Below are 18,145 nucleotides of genomic sequence, written 5' to 3' on the forward strand. Positions count from 1 at the left end.
TTTCAACCGGGCAGGGCGTGCCGATCGGCAAGTCCTGCCCGTGCGTTCAGGCTTTTTGGCGGTCGATATCGCGCCGCAGCACCACTGCAGTCGTGATGTCATCCACTGAATCGTGGCACGCCACGGCGTCGCGCACCCGGTTCAAGTCATCGATCGTTCGTGCCTCGACCTCTACAACCAGGTCGAGTTGGCCGCTGACTGAGGATACCCGTTTCACTTGGGCGTTCTGTGCCAGCAGGTCCAGCAGGCCAAGCGCCGGTGTGCGTTTCAGCGAGACCAGAATGATTGCCCGTATTACGTTGGCATCAATTTCGCCAATGTCCGCGCGATATCCCCGAATGATTCCGCTGCGCTCCAGGTGTAAAACCCGTTCGCTGGTCGCGCTTCTTGACAGGCCGATTCTTGCCGCAAGTGCCTTGAGTGCGACACGTGCTTCCTTGGAGAGTATTTCGAGGATTTCCCGATCTTTGACGTCTAATTCGCGCAATGCTGACACTCCTGTCTGATCGCCGGTAAAGGGCCGTCCGCCCCAATAAAGAGCAGGGAATAGTTAGCCATTTGCTCCTTTTTTGTGCATTGGAAGACACTACTCCAGTTTCTCCCAGGGTCGAAGTGGCGCCGGCATTATGTCGGTCGATTCCGGCAATGTGCCAGTCCGACACGCACTTTGCAGGGTGATTTCAAGGTTTCAGTGTGCAAAGCTTTCTGTGAAGGATGGGGCCTAAGAGCCCGGAACAATAAGAAATACAAACTTCCAAGGAGTGCCTCGATGCTGGCAAGAAAAACCAGAATGCTACTTGCTTCCACCGCGGTAGCGGCTGTCGCCTTGTGCTCTAAAGGTGTGGCATACGCCGACGACTTGCAGGCTGTTCAAGCGTCGAACGTGTTACGGGTGGCAATGAGCGGGCAGTATTCTCCCTTTAGTTTTGCTAATGAAAAGAATGAAATTGTCGGTTTCGACGCCTCCATCGGAGAAGCACTTGCCCAGCGCCTGGGCGTGAATATAAAAATCATCACCACACCGTTTGACGGCATTATTGCAGGGTTACTGGCCAAGAAGTATGACGCTGTCATCGCCTCGATGACCATTACCCCCGAGCGCCTTAGAGCCGTTGACTTCGTCGGACCGTATTACCATGCGGGCCGTACCATTGGTGTCAAGGAAAGCTCTCCGATTAAAGAACTTGATGACCTCAAGGATGTTACCGTCGGCGTCACGTTGGGTGATTCGCATGACAAATGGGCGCGTGCGCGCGGCAATCTCAAAGTGCGCACTTATAAAGGCCTGCCTGAAATGCTGGTCGACCTGGATGCCGGCCGTATCGATGCGGTGGTGATGGACAGCATCCCGGTCATGGTTGCGGTAAAGGAAACCGGGCAAAAAGTGCGGATCATCAGTTTGCCGGACGAGCAGGGTGGCCGCGAGGGTCTGGGCATCGCCATTCGCAGAAACAACCCTGAATTCAAGGCCCAGTTGCAGAAGGCTCTGGACGAGATTCTGGCAGATGGCACGTACAAGGAAATTTCAATGAAATGGGTGGGCAGCGACATTCGCTGAAGCGCACCAGGAATGGCCTGGCCGGCAGGCTGGGCCGGGTTGGCAGACTTTTTGTGAGTGGTTTCATGGACCTGTCATTAATCCATCGCACTTACCCGTTTTTTCTGGAAGCCGCTTGGGTCACCGTGCAGATCTCATTGCTTTCATTACTACTTGGCCTGGTTATCGCCATTGCGCTGGTGACCTGCAGGTTATCGCCGTTCATTATCCTGCGGTGGGCGGCAAGTCTGTACGTCAGCGTGTTTCGCGGCACACCCTGCCTGGTGCAGTTGTTCATCATCTATTTTGGCGGACCACAAATAGGCATAGAACTGGAGCCGTTCGCTGCTGCGGTAATCGGTTTGGGCATGAACATCGCGGCCTATATGTCAGAGTCCATTCGAGGTGCAATCGTCAACGTTGATCCAGGCCAGGAGGAGGGTGCACGGTCGATTGGATTCAGCCGTAGGCAAACATTGTTATTCATCATCGTTCCCCAGGCACTGAAACTCATGATCCGGCCGCTTGGCGTCAATGCCATTGGCCTGATCAAAGGCTCCGCCTTGGTGTCGGCCATTTCGGTGGTTGAACTGACATACACCGCACAGCGCTTCATCAGTTCAACGTACAAACCATTCGAAATATTCATGGTGTCGGCGTTGCTTTATATCGTCATGGTCTACGCGGTCAAGTATCTGGTGGAAGTGCTGGACAAGCGATACGCGACCAAGTGAGGGGTTGGCAGTGGAAGGATTAAACCTGAGTGTCATCGCACCTTATTACGACATGCTGGCGACCGGGCTGTGGTGGACGGTTGTCATGTTTCTCTGCAGCAGTGTCATCAGCCTGGTCGTGGGTGTGCTAATTGCGCTGATCGACTTGTATGCGCCTCACGTCATGGCGCTGCCTGTGCGTTTCATGACCTGGCTGTTGATGGGCACGCCATTGCTGTTGCAACTCTATTTGATCTACTACGGGCTGGTTCAGGTGGGTATCGATATTCCGGCGCTGGCTGCGGGAATCATCGGGCTCAGCCTGCATTTTGCCGTGTACAACGCCGACGTGATCAAGTCCGGTATCGAGGCGGTTGACCCGGGCCAGATAGAAGGCGCGCGTTCAATCGGCCTGAGCAAGGCCATGACCCAGCGCTACATTATTGTCCCGCAGGCGCTCAGAAAAACCATCGCGCCATTGGGAAACAACCTCATCGTGTTGCTGAAGGACACGTCGCTGGTATCGATCATCGGTATTGCCGAACTCGTCTACAGCGCCCAGCTGGCCGTCAGCGAAACGTACAGCCCGTTTGAGTTCTACATCGCCGTCGCGGTGATCTACTACATGGCCAACCTGGCGCTCGAAGCCGGGTTGCATCTTATTGAAGCAAAGGTCGAGATGTCACGATGAACAACAACGCTATGGTAGAAGTAAAGGGCGCTCGTAAAGCCTACGGTACCCTTGAGGTACTCAAGGGGATCGATCTGTCGGTATCGCGTGGGCAGATTTTCGCCATCATCGGCCCAAGCGGTTCGGGCAAAAGTACCTTGCTACGCTCGATCAATCATCTCGAAGTGCTTAATGGTGGTGAAATCTGGCTTGACGGCGCTCAGGTCAATCAACCCTTGAAAGGCCGCGCCTTTGAGCAGCATATCAACAAGGTGCGCCAGCAGATGGGCATGGTGTTTCAGCACTTCAATCTGTTTCCGCACCTCACGGTCTGTGAAAACATCGCGATAGGGCCTGTGAAGCTCAAAGGCTATTCGAAACGTGCGGCCAGGGAGCTGGCCCTGGAGTACCTGCAGAAAGTCGGGCTGGGCAACAAGATTGACGAGTTCCCGTCCCGGTTGTCCGGCGGGCAAAAACAGCGCGTGGCCATTGCCCGGGCCTTGGCCATGCAACCCAAAGTGATGTTGTTCGATGAAGCAACCTCGGCACTGGACCCTGAGCTTGTGGAAGAAGTGAACCTGGTAATGAAACAGCTGGCGGCCGAACACATGACCATGCTGATCGTCACGCATGAAATGCGCTTTGCCGGTGAAGTGGCCGATCAGATCGTGTTCATGGATGGCGGGGTTGTTGTAGAGCAAGGTGCACCCAGTGAGATGCTGAGAAATCCCGTTCAAGACCGCACCCGGGCTTTTCTGAAAAAGCACCTACATAACGACTGATGTTCAGGTGCTGACGTGCATTTCAGGCGGAGGTTGATGCTGATGCGATTGGTTGTGCTGGGAAAGAAATAGCCTGGCGCTGCTGAGGTCTTGGAAGGCGTCAAATCCTTGAAAATCGCCGATGTAGGAACGCACGCTGGGGTAGGTTCGAAAATACTCGGCGTCAGACCAGACCATGGATTTTGGTCCAACAACATAGCGCCGGCGAAGTGTTACAGAGCGGAAGTATAATATATTATTTAACATAATATGCATTATGGGGTTATTTGATATTTCAAGCGGCACCGTGGAGTGCCAGATGCTAAGCCAGCTCAAGCGCCTGGATTATCCTTGCCGGCGAATTCGTTGACCCAGGTTAAGGTTGGGTACCTGTGCCTTGATTAAAATCCGGGCTGTGACGCTCAGGAAATTTTGACCATGTCGATTGACGATGTGCGCCAGCAGATTTTCCATATTTATCAATTGGTTAAGTTCATGCTTTGCAAGCCCATCGCTCAGAATTGCGGGAGGTATTTTGATCATTGTGTGCCTAAATGATGAGAAGTGGCCAAGTCTAGACACAGCATGCGGATTTTCACTGGGCGTGCCGGTCTTCCATCAGAAAATGATCGGATCTTAAAAATGATCGACACCCTAACAAGGCCCCAGACCAGAAGTGCACACACCGCTTGCCACTGAGGTAACACACCTACCAGCGCCACCCTAAGCGCAATACCGTCCAGAAAATAGCGCGTACAGGGCGACAACGCCCATTCGGGTCAGGCGTTCGCGCAGGAGGAGCCGAATGAGGTCTAATTGAAGTCAGTCCGTATCAGTAAAAAATGATCATCATTTTTACACTTATTCGCGGCATACAGTGTTACGCCTGCTTGCTAGGTCTCCGAGACTGCTTACAGGAGACCAAATACGACCTCGTTTATCGCTCACTGATGAATGAGCCGAAAGGTATAGAGTTGGTGCGCGCCAGGATTGCTTTACAGGAGGTGCATCTCGGGGCAATCTCGCAGCTATTCTCCAGTTTCGGAGGTGCCTCCTGAGCAGTGAAGCCCTCGCCTTTGTCGGAGGTTTCAAGGCCAAATCCAATAATTACTCAACTAAATATTCATTTAGTTGAGTAAACATGAAAGTGCTTGTGGTTGCACTCCGACCTACTCCGCTAAGTGATCATCATTTTTAAATTATCACACGCGCATGTGCCATCCCCTGATGGGTTGCGGCTTCAGTCGTCGGTTGCTGATCATTTTTAACTTTAAAATGATCGCGACACTATCGAGTGTTGTGCTGCAAATTAGGTTGCTGAGGGGGGGCGAGTAAATGATCATTTTTAAACACTTCCGGAAAGCTGCGGCTGATCCGTGTAGGCCCTGCTCGCAGCCGGGAAGGCGGTTATGTTTTAAAAGTGATCATTTCAATTGTCGTTTAATGATCTAGGACGGAGGGGGGTATGTTTGAGAAAGTGGCTTGGGAGTGAAGCTTCGAAGAAGCTTCATTATATGAGCATGTGCTCGGCTTGATTTCAAGAGCCCTGCCAGCGGATCTGACGGATGGTGCCAGGGATGGGAGGCCCTAATTCCATCGCTAAATCGCGAGCTGTCCGTCAATATATCAATAATTATTTATCGACTCCGGTGCAAATATTCTCCCGTGTTTCGAGTGAAGGGGTTGTGAACTGCGTTGAGTTATGTTTACTTAAGCATCTGTATTGTTTTTTCATGAGGCTTTATATGGTTCGCTGTGGACAGTTGGCTGGAGCGTTAAAGAGGAGCGTAAGCCGTCCATTTCCGATAAGTGCCAGAACCGGAAATGGTCAGTGACATGAAGACAGCTCCATGTGCACTGTTGCCATTGTTCAGTACCCACCGGTGGTTTATCGAATCTTCCACTGAGACTGATGATGAGGTCGCACTCACGGTTCATCGGTATCTGAGCGAATTCCCTGCCCAAGCAGATGCCCAGGCAGGCTATGGCGCAGTACGAGGCTTTCTGCAGTCCTACACAAGCAATGAAGCAACATTCAACTCGTATCGTACTCATGCGGAGCGGCTTTTGTTATGGTCGCTGCTGATTTGTCAGCGTCCGCTGCTTGAGTTACGACGTTCGGACGCCGAGGCTTTCCTAGAGTTCTGTATGAATCCCCCGGAGGTCTGGGTTGGTCAAGTAGTAAGAAATCGCTACCTTCGCGGGCATGCGGTCGACGGCGGATCTTTGATCCCGAACCCTGCCTGGCGTCCCTTCGCTACAACCACCAAGGGTGGCTATTACAACCTGACAGCCGGCAGCATCGCCCAAGTGTTCTCGGTCTGTAGCAGCTTCTTTGAATACGCCATCGATGAAGGGATATGTGCTGTCGTAAATCCATTTCGAGCAATCAAGCAGAAATCCAAATTCAAGGGTCGCTCTGCTCAAGTAAAGACGACACGCGCGCTTACTCCCTTGCAATGGGAATACGTGCTCGAGGCCGCTGAAGTCATGGCGGATTCGGATCCAGTGCGGCATGAGCGCACTCTGTTCATCGCTTCCACCTTGTTTTCTATGTACCTCCGGGTTTCCGATGTCTGCGGGAGAGATAATTGGGAGCCTTCCATGGGGGATTTTCGCTTAGATCACGACGGAAATTGGTGGTTTCACGCGGTTGGCAAGGGTAATAAAATCGGAAAAATCGCAGTCCGGACGGACTATGTCGAATGCTACCTTAAACGGTACAGGCAGTTTTTGGGGTTAAACCCCCTACCCTTTCCTAACGAAACCACTCCACTGTTGATGACGCTTGACGGAAAAGCCGGCCTGTCGACTAGGATGGTTCGTATCATCATGCGCGCAGTCTTTGATACTGCGATTAGCCGTATGGTCGCAGAGGGGCGTCATGAAGGTGAGATCCAAAATCTGCGTGTGGCTTCTACGCATTGGTTGCGCCATACCGCAGCAACATTCGATGCGCCTTTCCGTGATCCCAAGGATTTGCAAGCCGATCTCCGACACAGCAGCCTTTCGACTACTCAGAATGTCTATTACAGCAGTCAGGATGATCAGCGCGCTTACTCCATAAAGAAGCTTGGTATGAAGGATCGCGGCTGATTCCTGTGATAACTTTCCAAGGAAGAGAAAATGAACAACATTCCATTCCCTTGTTTCTTCGGGATTGAAGAAATCCTGCAATTGGATGCCGAGAGCCTAGAATATGAGTCTCCATATGTTCTCTCTCAGCTTCAGGCCTGCGCAGCCGAAGCACGGCCTTTAGAAAGCTATGCTTGGGTTAAGAGTTTCCTACAGGCCAATGCGGTAGCTACCCGGTATACCGTTTATCGTGCAGCGGCTGAGAGGTTGTTGTTGTGGTGTTTGCTGGTCGTAGAGAAACCAGTAACGGAGCTTGATGAAATTGATATTCGTTGCTTTATGGATTTTTGTTTGTGCCCACCAGATCATTGGATTGCACAAAGCCCCGAAAAGCGTCTAATGCGCGCCTCGGCTAAACGAAGCTCTAGGGCCATGGTTGTGAATCCGGCTTGGAGACCCTTTAGGCCGAGCCTGAGCACGTCGCAGATTGAGGGCGACCAAGTAAAAATTACGGGCTCGTCGATACTTGCTGGAGTAATGACAGTGATCAACCAATTCTACTTGCACCTAGCCGGAGAAGACGTTCTTGATAAAAACCCAGCACATGAGCTTCACCGGTCAAGACAATATGCACCTTTGTACGCCGTACATGAAGGGAAAAGGTGCTTTAATGCATCTGAGTGGCGGGAGTTCGTTGCAGTGGCTGAGGCAATGGCTGAAGCGGATCCAGGTTTTGAGCGAAAGCTATTCATGATTATTACAGTTTATTATCTGCAATTGCAGCCAAGCGAGATTGAACAGTTCGGCAAGGTCATTCTTATGAAGTCTTTGTGCAGGAAAGATGATGGCACCTACAGGCTGGATGTTCCGCATTTTCCTGCATTGAAGCATGTTATGATACCATCAGAATATGTTGAGCGATGGGTTGCGCGGTTTCGAACTTATCTGGGAACGCATATGACACCCCTTGGCCTCGATCCGACACCACTAATTTCTACTCAGAGCGGCCGCGGTGGTATTAGCAGTAGGCATGCGAACCTCATTTTCAAATCCATTTGCAATCAGGTAGTGATGAATCTGGAAAATCTGGGCGTTGAGGTTCCGGATGACTCTCCTTTTCGAAATGCTTCTCTGCTGTGGCTGCGTGGGACTTCGTTGATGCGTTTGGCAGAATTTTTGCCATTTGATCACTTTCGCCTGATGGTTCGCGGATCCACGAGTGATAACGTATTCGCTCGGTATTATGCGTGGCACCCCAAATACCGAGCTCGCTGAGATATGGGTGTATTCTCCAAGCTCTGGACTTTATTTTTTCCTGATCGTAGGTCAGAAGCCGAGATAACACGTGAGCGTCAATTCATCGAGGCTGTTAACAGCCTCAAGACCCTCAGAACGACTGACCGCGGCGGTATGTCGATTGATCTCGAGGAGATTCGCGACCAGGTTTTAGAGAGTCGTGAGGCCTTGAAGTATCTCGTAGATCCAGCCAATAGAAAGGTTAAAGAGGTACCGCCCGGTGATTGACTCGATCTTGGTCACGAACTTTTGATCAAGATCCCCTGCCCTGCGTTGATCTGAGATGGCGTGCCCCGATGGGGACGGCTGTCGTAAACAGCGCCACCGGCTAGCGCCGGCGTCCCTGCCCGCTGGGATTCCATGCTCACGCCTCCGGCCGGAGGCCTGCGCGCTCCGCTTGCCATCGAGTACCTGAGCGCTAGGACAAGGCGTCCAGCGCTCATGATTGCACCTCGGATTGTCAGCCGCGGATTTTGTAGCCTTGGCGCTTCAGCGTTTCAAAGAGACAGTGGCGTTCGTAAATTTCAAGCGTTTGCCCGCTTGCCTCAAGCAGTTTCTCCATAATCCAGGCTGCGTCATCTTTCGAAAATGAATAGCTAGAGCATTCGAACTCCATTTCAACACCACCAGGTCTGACTGTCTGGATAGAGACTCCTGCATAGCCCTCGGGAAACGGCATGAGTGCGGTGCTAGCTTTACTGAAGGGGATCTCACCGGTTGCGTTCAAATGCCAGTCCAGGAACAGTCTGTATTCCCGCTTCAGTAGTGGCTCATCTTCTCTGACCACTGCCGTAGTCGGCTCTGCACTGGACTGCTCCACGATGGCGATCGCTTCGGCAAGGTAGAAAGCCAACTCATAGGCGACTGCTAAGCTGAATTCAAGGCCATGAGAGTTAAACTGGAGCCTTACACCGCCCTCGCCCACGCCCGTGATCGTACACTCCCAGTGATTATTAGAATCACTTTCGCGCCAGCAGCGAATTTGACGTTGAAATCTCTGAGTGGCTGGCGCGGTATTGATATTCAAACTCATTAAATCCTCAGTTTAGACAGTGGGTCTATCACCATAAACGGATGATTTTCTGAGAACTTGAGTTGTATTGAGAAATTTTTCGTGCCCTTTCAGAGGTGCCTATGCTGTATATGATTTTTTCGTAGCTGTACATATGTGCAGATATCACGCCCCTCCCCTGTTGTGTTATCTTCCCGTCATCGATTCAGGCCGCGGAAATGTTTGAAAAGAAATGCCCCGTGGTCTGCACATCCCTCTACTTCAGTTAAAGACATTAAATGGCCCTATCAAACGCAGTATTTCAGCGACTCAGCGGCGCCGATGAGTCGGGCAGTATTCAAATGCCCAAGAAGCAATTGGACGCATCGCTACAGATGTTTCAGATCGACATGCTCGCGTCCAACCTGGAGGCCTACTCAGTTGATCCCGCACGGGCTCGTGCCAAGTATCCGTGGGCGACTCGGTTTGCCATGGGACATCCCCTGGCTCCCTGGCAACGGCCTTCAGTTTGGACTGAGGAGCAGCAGGTTCGGTTTATCACTTCAATCTGGATGGGTTCAGATCTTGGGTCTTACCTGGTGAACGGTTGGTATGAGTTTGCTGATGGTGGCGCCTATGCGCTGAACAGCGAGGTTTTGCTAGATGGCCAGCAGAGGCTCACAGCCCTGGAAGGCTATCTGCTTGGCAGGTTTGGCGTGCCCGATGCGGATGGGTGTGTGCGGTATTGGGCGGAGGTCGGTGACAAGGAGCGTAAGCGTTTCTTGGCGATGCCTTTTGCTCAAGCCCGGGTGCATTCTGGTGATGAGGCTGCGTTACGTAAGGTTTACGATCTTCGAGCCTTCGGTGGAACTCCACATACTGAAGATCAGCGGGCATCTGCTTGATTAAATGATTAGCGTGCCCCCCCTGGGGTCGGCTGTCGTAAACCGCGCCACCGGCTTCCGCCGGCGTCGCGGCCCGCTGGGCTTCCATCCTCACGCCTCCGGCCGGAGGCCTGCGCGCTCCGCTTGCCTCCGCAGATGCCCTGACATGACAGTGTAAGGGCGCCCTCTTCCGGCTAGATCCAGTCTTCTTCAATGTATGTTTGCATGCTCGTCACCAGTGGATCCATGGGTACGGCTTCAAGCTAACCCACCATGCCTGCGGAATCAAACTTAGCTCAGTCCCTGTGGAGAGCTTGCCGATGGGTCTCGAGATGCCTCATCTCCTTCTCCCACTCATCAACGAATTTTTCCAGGTCATGCAGGTATGGGCCTGCGGCTAACCGTGTTGAGCCGACGCTCGCTTGGGCGAATCGCTCGCGCCATGGTGATGGAATGGTCAACTCATCTACGATCCTACGGCCTGAGGTGTGAGCAGACGTAGTGACCTGGTCGAGAAGATGCTTGCAGGAAAGAGCGACATCATCCAAATCTTGCTCAACTGCGTGCATTTCCTGGAGGAGAACTATCGCTTTGGGATCGCCAGACTGGAATGCGGAGAGAGCCCAAAGCAACCGCCGTAGTTGACGCTCGCCTTCTACGACATCGGCCAAGGTTTCACCCCTCCTCGCTCAGGCCGGCTTCCACCTGATTGGCCTTGATGGCTTTGGCTGCTGCCTGTCCTCCCCGCTTGGTAAGGTCGATGCCGATGACCTTTATGTCCTCAGCGCCAGGATATCTAGAGGCGATACTCAACCAGTGTTCCTGCAAGGCTGCTACCAAGCCGTCAAACCCGACTCGATCACCCTTTGGGGTTTCCCATTTGGTTTGATCATCTCGGCTGACAAGCAAAAAGATTCCGCAGCTCGACCTGTCATCGCGAAGGTAATCCCCGCATAACTGATTCTCAAGGCGCTCGAAATGTTGCGGCCCGCTCCAGTTCTGCGAGAGCTTCAGTTCGACCGGTACGGGAGCATCGAACTGGGTGTTCAGGAACCTGTAGTCAGGTCGCTTGTCGTCCGCGAGCTGCTCCTCCTGGACTACGCTGTAGCGGCCTGCAGCGCGCTCTCTACACCAGTCACCAATGTATTTGCGAACCGAGGTTTCTTGACTTGAAGGCAACAGAAGCTCTGCCCAGCTTGAGTCACTCTCTTCCAGCACGTGCTTCAAATCCAGTAAGCGATCGATAGCGAGATTCCAAAGCTCTCGGTGAGTGGTAGGACTGCTTTCCAACGAGTTATGGAAATCGATGACTTTCTCTGGTGGCCAAGGCGGCGTTTGAGAGTCTGCCGTGGCTTTCTGCTGCGCGTAGAAAGCACTCCAGGGGCGAAGGCTCTCTGAAGGATGCGCTTGAGCAATTTCCTCTAAAGCTAGAAATGCTTCCTTACCAGGCGTTTCTCGAATGAAGGCAAGTAATCCATCACGTGCATTCTGGGCGTCGTCCCTCAGGCCTGGCGAGTAGACGCCTGTTCCTGCACGCTGGATGTCATCCGCGATACGTACGTACTCGTTAACGAGCAGATACAGCGCTTTGGCGTGCCCTACTGTCTTGTAGTTTTGCCGGCAACGGTGTGCATTGTGGCCACCAACAATGCCAATTAGGCAGAGCATCGCAAATTGAGCTTTGGCGTCATCTGAAGGCAGCGAGTCGAGACGAGCCGCCAGTGCCGGGATACCTTCAGCGGGTTTCGATCCAATCCACAGTGCAAACCAAGACGGCGCGATATCCAGATCGCTCTCTGCGATAGCACGCTCGCTGGCGAGCTCAGCCAGTGCCTGATCACTGATGGGGAACTCCACTACGACGCTCATGACGAGTTGAATGGATTCCAGGGTTTTCACAGGTTGAGCCAGCCGAGTCAAGAGCGGGGCTGATAGTGCTTCATACAGCCATTCACCACCGTAGCGCAGCCTGCGTAGGACATGGTTGCCATGGTTGCCACCTGAATCCGAGCATGGCTGACTCAGCTCGTAACAGATCTCTCGTTCTACGATTTCTAGAACAGATTGCGGCCAGTGTTTGAACAACGTAGGGAGCCACTCTGGGAAGCCATTCAATTCAAGGAGTGCATAACGAACGGCATACTCAGCATCCCTGCAAGACATTTGGAGGAAACTGGACGACTCTTCCTTGGCTTCTATAGCAAGCCCCGTCAACCCAAAAATCACCTGGTATGGAGTCGTATTCGCCGGCGCGCCTTCAGATGGAAGCCGTGGGCAATAGCCCCTCCAGAAATTAATCGCCCCTACACGAAACGCTTGAGCGACCGGCATTCCGAACTCGAGAGCGAGTGACTGCCAGTTGCCGCTGCTCCATGTGCTTGAGGATGACGTACCATCACGCATCTCCTCGAGTAGATAGGCTTGACAGCGAGTCATCACACCCGGCTCGGGACTGTTGATGTGCGCGACATCGGCGGCAAGACCCTCACGCCACTCGCGACGTCGATTCGCTTCTTCATACTCGCGCTGAGCCGCTTCTTCTTTCCACTGGGCTTGCTGTATCTCCCATGCCTCGACCTGACGCGCCGGAGGATTCAACATGAGTTCCAGCTTGTCGCTGAGCTCGGAGTCACATTCAGTGGCCTTTCGAAGCTGAATCTCCCACTCAGCCGGCCTGCCATGCTGCTTGTAGATTTCAACGCCCATACTCATCGCCATGTGACGATCTTGAAAATCGGCGAGGCTAACAATCTGGGCGCAGGCGAGGCTGAAATTCTCCCTGTTCAACGTCCAAAATGGCCGGAATCCGATCAGTTGCCATACGTTGATTACGGCTTCGTTGCGATGCACACGCCCCTTTCGGGCAATCTCAACGTCATACCAGAAGAGTTTGTAGTCGAGTTCAGGCCAAGTGGGCACGGCTGCTCTGAGGTTCTCGCCTAGCTCACGAATGTCCCTCTCATCGTAGACATGAGCTAGAGCGAGCTTGCTCAAGATTGCTAGGGCGGCTTCATCGAGCGCGAACGGATCGCGCTCATGGATCAGCCGGAGCACACATTGACCAGCAATTTCGGCAAGCCAGATGTACCTTTTCGAGATGGCGATGAAACCGTGATCTTTGGTAGGCGGCTTGGCCAGAAGTGCTCCAAGTCCAAAGATAAGGGTAGGGAGATACTCCAGCGGCAAATCTACTGCCAAGTTCGAAAGGTTAATCGCCAGGCTGTCCCTACCGCTATAGCGTTCCTTCTTCGCGGCTCGCTCGATCGCTGCAAGTAGCCAGCGAATTGATTCTTCGTCCGGCGGCAAGGCTTCTACATGTACAAGCTCAGCCAACCACTCTCGATTGACCTCCTCGTCACAGGCCAACAACCCTTGGCGTAGGTCATCGACGTCCTGGGGCGTGCCCAAATCGATGACGGCACGTATTGCTGCCAAACGTGTGTGCTTGTGTTGTGCAGTGAGAGCGAATTGCTTAGCTTCTGCGAGCGCTCCCACCACCTCCCCTTGCCAAACCATGCGTAGCAGGAACCAGGTAATATCGTCGTTTGTGCTGTAGAGCGCCAGCAGGTCTTTTATATCTCCGGTGAGGTCATGGTGAGCGAATCGCTGTACAGCAGAATAGTCAGTCATCGACCAGCTATGGGCCGGCTGCGCCAAGTGCTCGCAAGTTTTACGCAACACGTTCCGGCGAGTCGTTAATGGGAGCTGGCCTGGATCACCACCCTCGAAGAATACCTCTGGAGCAACCTCCTCCAACCGTGCACAAATGCGATCATCCAAAAGCGCCAGCCAAGGCAGGACTGGACGCAGCGAGGGATTAATTACCTGCAGTCCGTATTGAGTGCGGAAGAAAAGATTCTCGATCTTGACACGAGAGGCCGAACCGCGGATCAGCTCGTGAAGCCACTCAGCCGTTAGGTATTCTCGGACTGTGCGATGGTGAAAACGAACCGTTCCATATATGCCAGGCTCGAAAATCGGCCGGCTTAGCAGTGTCCCTGCGTCTGCGTCATTCCAATCCTTGAGGACAGAACGAACCGGGATGCCCTTTTTATTGGCATCGCCATCCGGTACGCGGACAGCAGACATCTGACCCAGTGTTGTCGCGGCGGCTATGAGGCAGACACCTTCGCGGAGTCTCTCTGGGGCGATAGGTTTGATCTCAGCGCGATTTTGGTCATGCTCTTCTAGGCGACGGTCGATGCTGCTTCTCATCAGCTCAAGGCGAGAACCTATACGGAGATGAGCGTGCCAATAGCCGACGAGCTCCAGGAAATCCAGTGGGCGCGTCGTCAACGACCACGCATCCCTCCGGTCAAGTTCAGCGCGGAAGCTTTCACCATCTGTGACACCGGTGGCCGCGAGGAACCGGTCGACCTGCTCTCCATGAATATCATCCAGCGTCACTACAAGGAACGACCCACCTGACTCTGTCTCTGTTGGAACCGTGTGCGCTTCATCTTCAGGTACGTCAGCAGTACTAGCAGGCGCTTGCTTAGCTATGGGCGCAAAGGCAAACGTCGACTCACAGATCGCTAGATCTGTCCTGGCGCGCCACGCTGTGCTGCGCCCGGTAATGAGTAGGTGCGCCTTGGCGCCAAGGCGTTGCGTCAAGCGGCCGATTTTGCGGATCGCTTTCTCAAAGTCTCTAGGATCTTTTAACCGAGCCTCGTCTACTGAATCCATGAACAGCCAGCCTTCCGCACCGGAGTCTAACCAGCTTTCGAATTCCTCGAAGCTGCCTTCTTCGATTGCGTCTTCCATATCCGGGTAGACGTTTTCGATCCGCAGGAAAAAGGCCGTTTTTCCCAGGCTACGGAGCTGGCGGGTGACGTTCCGGATTTCAGCGGTTTTGCCCGATCCCGCCTCAGAGAGCAGTATGACTCGTTGATGTTGAAGCAAGTCTGCCCAGCGAAGTTCTCCGCTCCTGCTAAGCCGACTGCTCAGATCTACATCGTCTGAAGCGTCTGAATCGAATGGGATCTTGGAAAAAGTACGGTCAAGGTCGATGAAGGCGTCCAGGGGCCGCGTCATAGCTAGTCTCAAGCAGGTCAGTTGCAGACCCGACTTGGGCTGCAGAGGCTCTGTTATCCTACCTGAAACGTAGCTGTGATCGGTGGGTTCTACCTACAAACGCAGCGCGAACTCTTTGAGCGCCAGCCTGCACGACGCAACTCCATGTGTCGTGCGCGCCTTGAGCCTTGCTACCGCCTCTGCCAAAGACTGCAGCGGTCATGTTCTGACAGCGGCTTATAGTCTGGTCAGCGGCCGTCCAGTCCGATCAGTCGTGGCCTAACATCACTTATCAGTACTTGCTGAAACGAGCTGAGAGCGTCGCAGCCTCCATGTCGACCCAAGCTTCCGGGTTTGAGGTTGACTGCACCATCATCCATGTCTCCGATTTATGTGTTCCACCCAGCCCACCGAGAAGCGCCAGCATCCTTAGGGATGATTGTTCTGCTAAAGGAGACACAGCTAAGGCATCAATGCCTCATTACGTCTTGCCGCGGTAATACACCGCCCCTTAATGATTTCGTGGGGCCGTCCCTCCGAGCGCACCCAGCTGATAGTCTGTCACCGCTTGGAACTGTTGCTCGGCAATCATCCGTAAGCGCTCCAACTCCACACCAGTGACGCCCCCGGATTGAGCCTTATGGTACCGCTTCAAAGCCTCGACGGCCTCGGTGCACATCGGATCGTCCGGCATCAACACTTTGCTGAGATCCTTCCGCTTCATTGTCATTTCGCTCACGCAGGGATAGGCAGACTGGAGTCGATGACCACGACTTGACGCTTATCGGCGGCAGGATCATCGGCTTCCCCAGGTAACCAGCTCAGCGACTCGTAGCCCATGATTTGCCCTTCGCGCACAACATCCTGGTAACACGCGATAGCGTCCTCTAACGCTGAACAGTCAGATCGCGGAATCAAAACTGGTAGGTCGGGATCATACTTGCGGAGCTCTTCAATCAAATCGCCTACGTTCACATTTTGTCCTCGAGTAGCGGCCCTTAAGCGAGCAGTGGCGGCGTCATTCAAAGGTATACGCATGAGAGCGCTCTTTTCCAGCCGTGGTAGGCTGGAAGCTGAAAACGTAGCCACCTATCGAAATATCCAAAGCCGAGACTGAAGCATGACGCTCAAAGCCTCCTTCGCCAGCGTACTACGCGCACTGCGCAGCAAGCGTAATATCACCCAGCGGGACTTTGCTGACACGCCAAGCCGCACCTACCTGTCAAAGCTTGAGCTGGGTAAATCAAGCATCACGCTCGACAAGCTCGATCAGGTGAGCCGACGCCTGGAGCTTAGTCCAATTACCCTCCTCACCCTGACACTCAGCGAGGATACCGGTAAGCCTCCTTCTGAGCTGATCTCCAAGCTGCAGTTAGAGATCGAAGATTTGCAGCGGAAGGATGGCTTGCCCGGCCTTCGAGTGATCCCAGAGATTGGTCACCAAATGCGTCACGTGCCCCGTAGAGCCAGGAGCGGTCATGAGTCGAACTGCATGCAAGCAGAGCTCGCCTTCGCGGATTGATCGTCCGTATAGCCATAAGGCATGCGGAAAAAGCGCTCCGCCTTTAAGTCAAGGTGTAACGCTTAAGGCTCGCCCCTGCGGGGACAGCTGTCGTGAACCGCACCCTGGCTTCGCCAGGTTCCGGCCCTATCGGGCTTCCATCTTCTCGCCTCTGGCCCATCGTGGGCCTGCGCGCTCCGCTTGCCATTTCGCAAATCAGTGCTGTGTCTGACCCAGACTGCCGGCCTTGAGCAATTGATAGTCGATGACGGTCTGGTACAGGTGGTCAGCCTCCAAGCGGAGGCGAGCCACCTCATCAGCTGGTCGTCCTTCATCAACGGCCTTCTGGTGGGCTCGGATGGCTTCGAGGGCTTGCTGTAAGAGGGGCTCTCCGGCCTCTGCCATTCCCAGGATCGTCCTCTTCATTTTCAGCGTCCATCCTGCCGGATGGCACGGGGTATATCCAGGTACTCCATCTCGGCCTTCCAGGTCATAACGAATCTCTCAAGGTCGCGGAAACAGTGCCCGGCAGCCAGGTGCGCAAAGTCAACGCTTGCTGCCACGCGATTTCCAGGCCGCGCATTTGGCAATTAATCAGCACGTCTCGCCCCCCCCCCCCTCCGTTACCAACATCAGCTTACATGCCCATGTCATCATCGAGGCGATCTCCCCTCAGCTCTCTCGTGAGCTTCGTTACCGGCAGTCGGGCCAAAAGTCCATCAGCCAGTTCACTGGCGTGACGTGAGTACAGAGTCACCGTCCCTGATACCGCCTGACGAAGGGGGACGAACGCGCCTACTCTGGTCTGGGCAATATTCAAGATATTCAGTACATGAGTGCTCAACGTAGCCGTGGACAAATGATCCACAGCCGTTCGCTGCGGAAACTCGAGGGCACCCCACAGCTCAACGACAATCTGAAGCAGTTGCTCAGGGCCGAAGTGGTTCAGGGCAATTTCCCATAGCAGGCCTTCCTGTGCGAGGGTTAGGCGATTTCTAGGCATGACGGAGATTCAAATGTGAGGCTCTTTCTGGACTGCGAATTCACTCAGCTCACCGCACAGGCGAAGCTGATCTCTCTGGCTCTTGTTGGCCAGGATGGCACGGAATTCTACGTGGAAGTGATGGACGCTTGGCGAGAAGAGGACTGCAGCGAGTTCGTGAAAGAGATCGTGCTGCCACAGCTCTGGGGTGGTGAGTATGCCGTGCCGATCATTGAGGCTAGGGCAGCGCTGCTCACCTTCTTAGCATCCTTCGAGGTTGAACTCGAGATCGTTACCGATGCCCCCGAGTACGATTGGGAGCTGTTTTGCGAGCTCGCTTACGACGCTGGTCGCTGGCCTCAAAATGTCCGAAATCGTCCGACAGATGCGACCACATTGGCTCCGACAAACGATGGGGCAAAGCTACCTCACCACGCTCTTCTCGATGCCAGGATCATTGCCGGAATGTTCACATCATGATGAGCCGCTGGATAGTCAGGTGCTCCTTGCGCATTTACACCCTGTGAAAACTCGTTTGCATTCGACGTAACCAGCCGCTTGCACTCCAACTGACCAGTCGCAAGTATGACTGTGGGCGAAAGCAGCCAGCCACGATTGGCAGCTAACGACCCATAGCGGCCCTTCATCGAAGTCATGATTTGGCCAATAGCGGTCAATCGAAATGGTCATCTACAGCTTCCGCTTATGAGGACTCGGCCACG

15 protein-coding genes are annotated in these 18,145 nt (G+C 53.7%); 9 read left to right on the plus strand and 6 right to left on the minus strand.

All coding sequences use genetic code 11. The features are described from left to right. Window positions 1-46 precede the first annotated feature (46 nt). Window positions 47-487: an Lrp/AsnC family transcriptional regulator gene (locus APH36_RS19670; RefSeq protein WP_060499927.1), complete on the minus strand. Its 441-nt coding sequence runs from the start codon at window positions 485-487 to the stop codon at window positions 47-49. A 282-nt stretch (window positions 488-769) separates the two neighbouring features. On the opposite strand from APH36_RS19670, the gene APH36_RS19675 reads away from it, so the two are divergent. The 6 genes from APH36_RS19675 to APH36_RS19705 all read left to right on the plus strand — a co-directional run bounded on the left by APH36_RS19675 (window position 770) and on the right by APH36_RS19705 (window position 8,031). Next, window positions 770-1,558, plus strand: a complete 789-nt coding sequence (locus APH36_RS19675) for an ABC transporter substrate-binding protein (RefSeq protein ID WP_060499928.1) — start codon at window positions 770-772, stop codon at window positions 1,556-1,558. Window positions 1,559-1,623: 65 nt separating this feature from the next. Beyond that, window positions 1,624-2,271, plus strand: coding sequence for an amino acid ABC transporter permease (locus APH36_RS19680; RefSeq protein ID WP_060499942.1), 648 nt, complete (start codon window positions 1,624-1,626; stop codon window positions 2,269-2,271). Between the two features lie 10 nt (window positions 2,272-2,281). Then, window positions 2,282-2,941, plus strand: coding sequence for an amino acid ABC transporter permease (locus APH36_RS19685; protein WP_060499929.1), 660 nt, complete (start codon window positions 2,282-2,284; stop codon window positions 2,939-2,941). Between the two features lie 11 nt (window positions 2,942-2,952). Further along, entirely contained in the window at window positions 2,953-3,702 is a 750-nt protein-coding gene (locus tag APH36_RS19690; protein ID WP_082426424.1) for an amino acid ABC transporter ATP-binding protein, read from the plus strand. Window positions 3,703-5,517: 1,815 nt separating this feature from the next. Further along, complete coding sequence (locus APH36_RS19700) at window positions 5,518-6,777, plus strand: integrase (protein WP_041506453.1); 1,260 nt, start codon at window positions 5,518-5,520, stop codon at window positions 6,775-6,777. Between the two features lie 30 nt (window positions 6,778-6,807). After that, window positions 6,808-8,031: a hypothetical protein gene (locus tag APH36_RS19705; protein WP_060499931.1), complete on the plus strand. Its 1,224-nt coding sequence runs from the start codon at window positions 6,808-6,810 to the stop codon at window positions 8,029-8,031. Between the two features lie 481 nt (window positions 8,032-8,512). Here the strand turns inward: APH36_RS19705 and APH36_RS19715 are convergent, their stop codons facing one another. Next, window positions 8,513-9,085, minus strand: coding sequence for a hypothetical protein (locus APH36_RS19715; RefSeq protein ID WP_060499932.1), 573 nt, complete (start codon window positions 9,083-9,085; stop codon window positions 8,513-8,515). 257 nt (window positions 9,086-9,342) lie between these two features. Here APH36_RS19715 and APH36_RS19720 point away from each other — a divergent pair, with 257 nt between their 5' ends. Further along, a complete protein-coding gene (locus APH36_RS19720) occupies window positions 9,343-9,948 on the plus strand; it encodes a DUF262 domain-containing protein (RefSeq protein WP_029887770.1) in 606 nt (201 codons plus the stop codon). Window positions 9,949-10,602: 654 nt separating this feature from the next. Here APH36_RS19720 and APH36_RS19730 read toward each other — a convergent pair. The 3 genes from APH36_RS19730 to APH36_RS19740 all read right to left on the minus strand — a co-directional run bounded on the left by APH36_RS19730 (window position 10,603) and on the right by APH36_RS19740 (window position 15,978). Then, entirely contained in the window at window positions 10,603-14,961 is a 4,359-nt protein-coding gene (locus APH36_RS19730; protein WP_060499934.1) for a hypothetical protein, read from the minus strand. 490 nt (window positions 14,962-15,451) lie between these two features. Beyond that, window positions 15,452-15,670, minus strand: coding sequence for a hypothetical protein (locus tag APH36_RS32740; RefSeq protein WP_060499935.1), 219 nt, complete (start codon window positions 15,668-15,670; stop codon window positions 15,452-15,454). Between the two features lie 5 nt (window positions 15,671-15,675). Further along, window positions 15,676-15,978, minus strand: coding sequence for a hypothetical protein (locus tag APH36_RS19740; protein WP_041505971.1), 303 nt, complete (start codon window positions 15,976-15,978; stop codon window positions 15,676-15,678). Between the two features lie 82 nt (window positions 15,979-16,060). Between APH36_RS19740 and APH36_RS19745 the strand changes: the two genes are divergently transcribed. Continuing rightward, window positions 16,061-16,462 carry a helix-turn-helix domain-containing protein gene (locus APH36_RS19745; protein WP_082426422.1) on the plus strand — a complete coding sequence of 134 codons (402 nt, stop codon included), beginning with the start codon at window positions 16,061-16,063 and terminating at the stop codon, window positions 16,460-16,462. Window positions 16,463-16,657: 195 nt separating this feature from the next. Here APH36_RS19745 and APH36_RS32745 read toward each other — a convergent pair whose 3' ends face one another. Beyond that, a complete protein-coding gene (locus APH36_RS32745) occupies window positions 16,658-16,867 on the minus strand; it encodes a hypothetical protein (RefSeq protein WP_029887776.1) in 210 nt (69 codons plus the stop codon). A gap of 592 nt (window positions 16,868-17,459) precedes the next feature. Here APH36_RS32745 and APH36_RS19760 point away from each other — a divergent pair. Beyond that, on the plus strand, window positions 17,460-17,903 hold the full coding sequence (locus APH36_RS19760; protein ID WP_041505969.1) for a 3'-5' exoribonuclease: 444 nt from the start codon (window positions 17,460-17,462) through the stop codon (window positions 17,901-17,903). Window positions 17,904-18,145 lie beyond the last annotated feature (242 nt).

This window comes from Pseudomonas sp. NBRC 111133 (genome assembly GCF_001320605.1).
GTDB lineage: Bacteria > Pseudomonadota > Gammaproteobacteria > Pseudomonadales > Pseudomonadaceae > Aquipseudomonas > Aquipseudomonas monteilii.

Excerpts from the sequence above, each read along its gene's own strand:
- APH36_RS19715 (WP_060499932.1), bottom strand. The coding sequence starts at position 9,085 with ATGAGTTTGAATATCAATACCGCGCCAGCCACTCAGAGATTTCAACGT.
- APH36_RS19680 (WP_060499942.1), top strand. The coding sequence starts at position 1,624 with ATGGACCTGTCATTAATCCATCGCACTTACCCGTTTTTTCTGGAAGCC.
- APH36_RS19690 (WP_082426424.1), top strand. The coding sequence starts at position 2,953 with ATGGTAGAAGTAAAGGGCGCTCGTAAAGCCTACGGTACCCTTGAGGTA.
- APH36_RS19705 (WP_060499931.1), top strand. The coding sequence starts at position 6,808 with ATGAACAACATTCCATTCCCTTGTTTCTTCGGGATTGAAGAAATCCTG.
- APH36_RS32740 (WP_060499935.1), bottom strand. The coding sequence starts at position 15,670 with ATGACAATGAAGCGGAAGGATCTCAGCAAAGTGTTGATGCCGGACGAT.
- APH36_RS19720 (WP_029887770.1), top strand. The coding sequence starts at position 9,343 with ATGGCCCTATCAAACGCAGTATTTCAGCGACTCAGCGGCGCCGATGAG.
- APH36_RS19740 (WP_041505971.1), bottom strand. The coding sequence starts at position 15,978 with ATGCGTATACCTTTGAATGACGCCGCCACTGCTCGCTTAAGGGCCGCT.
- APH36_RS19700 (WP_041506453.1), top strand. The coding sequence starts at position 5,518 with ATGAAGACAGCTCCATGTGCACTGTTGCCATTGTTCAGTACCCACCGG.
- APH36_RS19745 (WP_082426422.1), top strand. The coding sequence starts at position 16,061 with ATGACGCTCAAAGCCTCCTTCGCCAGCGTACTACGCGCACTGCGCAGC.
- APH36_RS19730 (WP_060499934.1), bottom strand. The coding sequence starts at position 14,961 with ATGACGCGGCCCCTGGACGCCTTCATCGACCTTGACCGTACTTTTTCC.
- APH36_RS19675 (WP_060499928.1), top strand. The coding sequence starts at position 770 with ATGCTGGCAAGAAAAACCAGAATGCTACTTGCTTCCACCGCGGTAGCG.
- APH36_RS32745 (WP_029887776.1), bottom strand. The coding sequence starts at position 16,867 with ATGAAGAGGACGATCCTGGGAATGGCAGAGGCCGGAGAGCCCCTCTTA.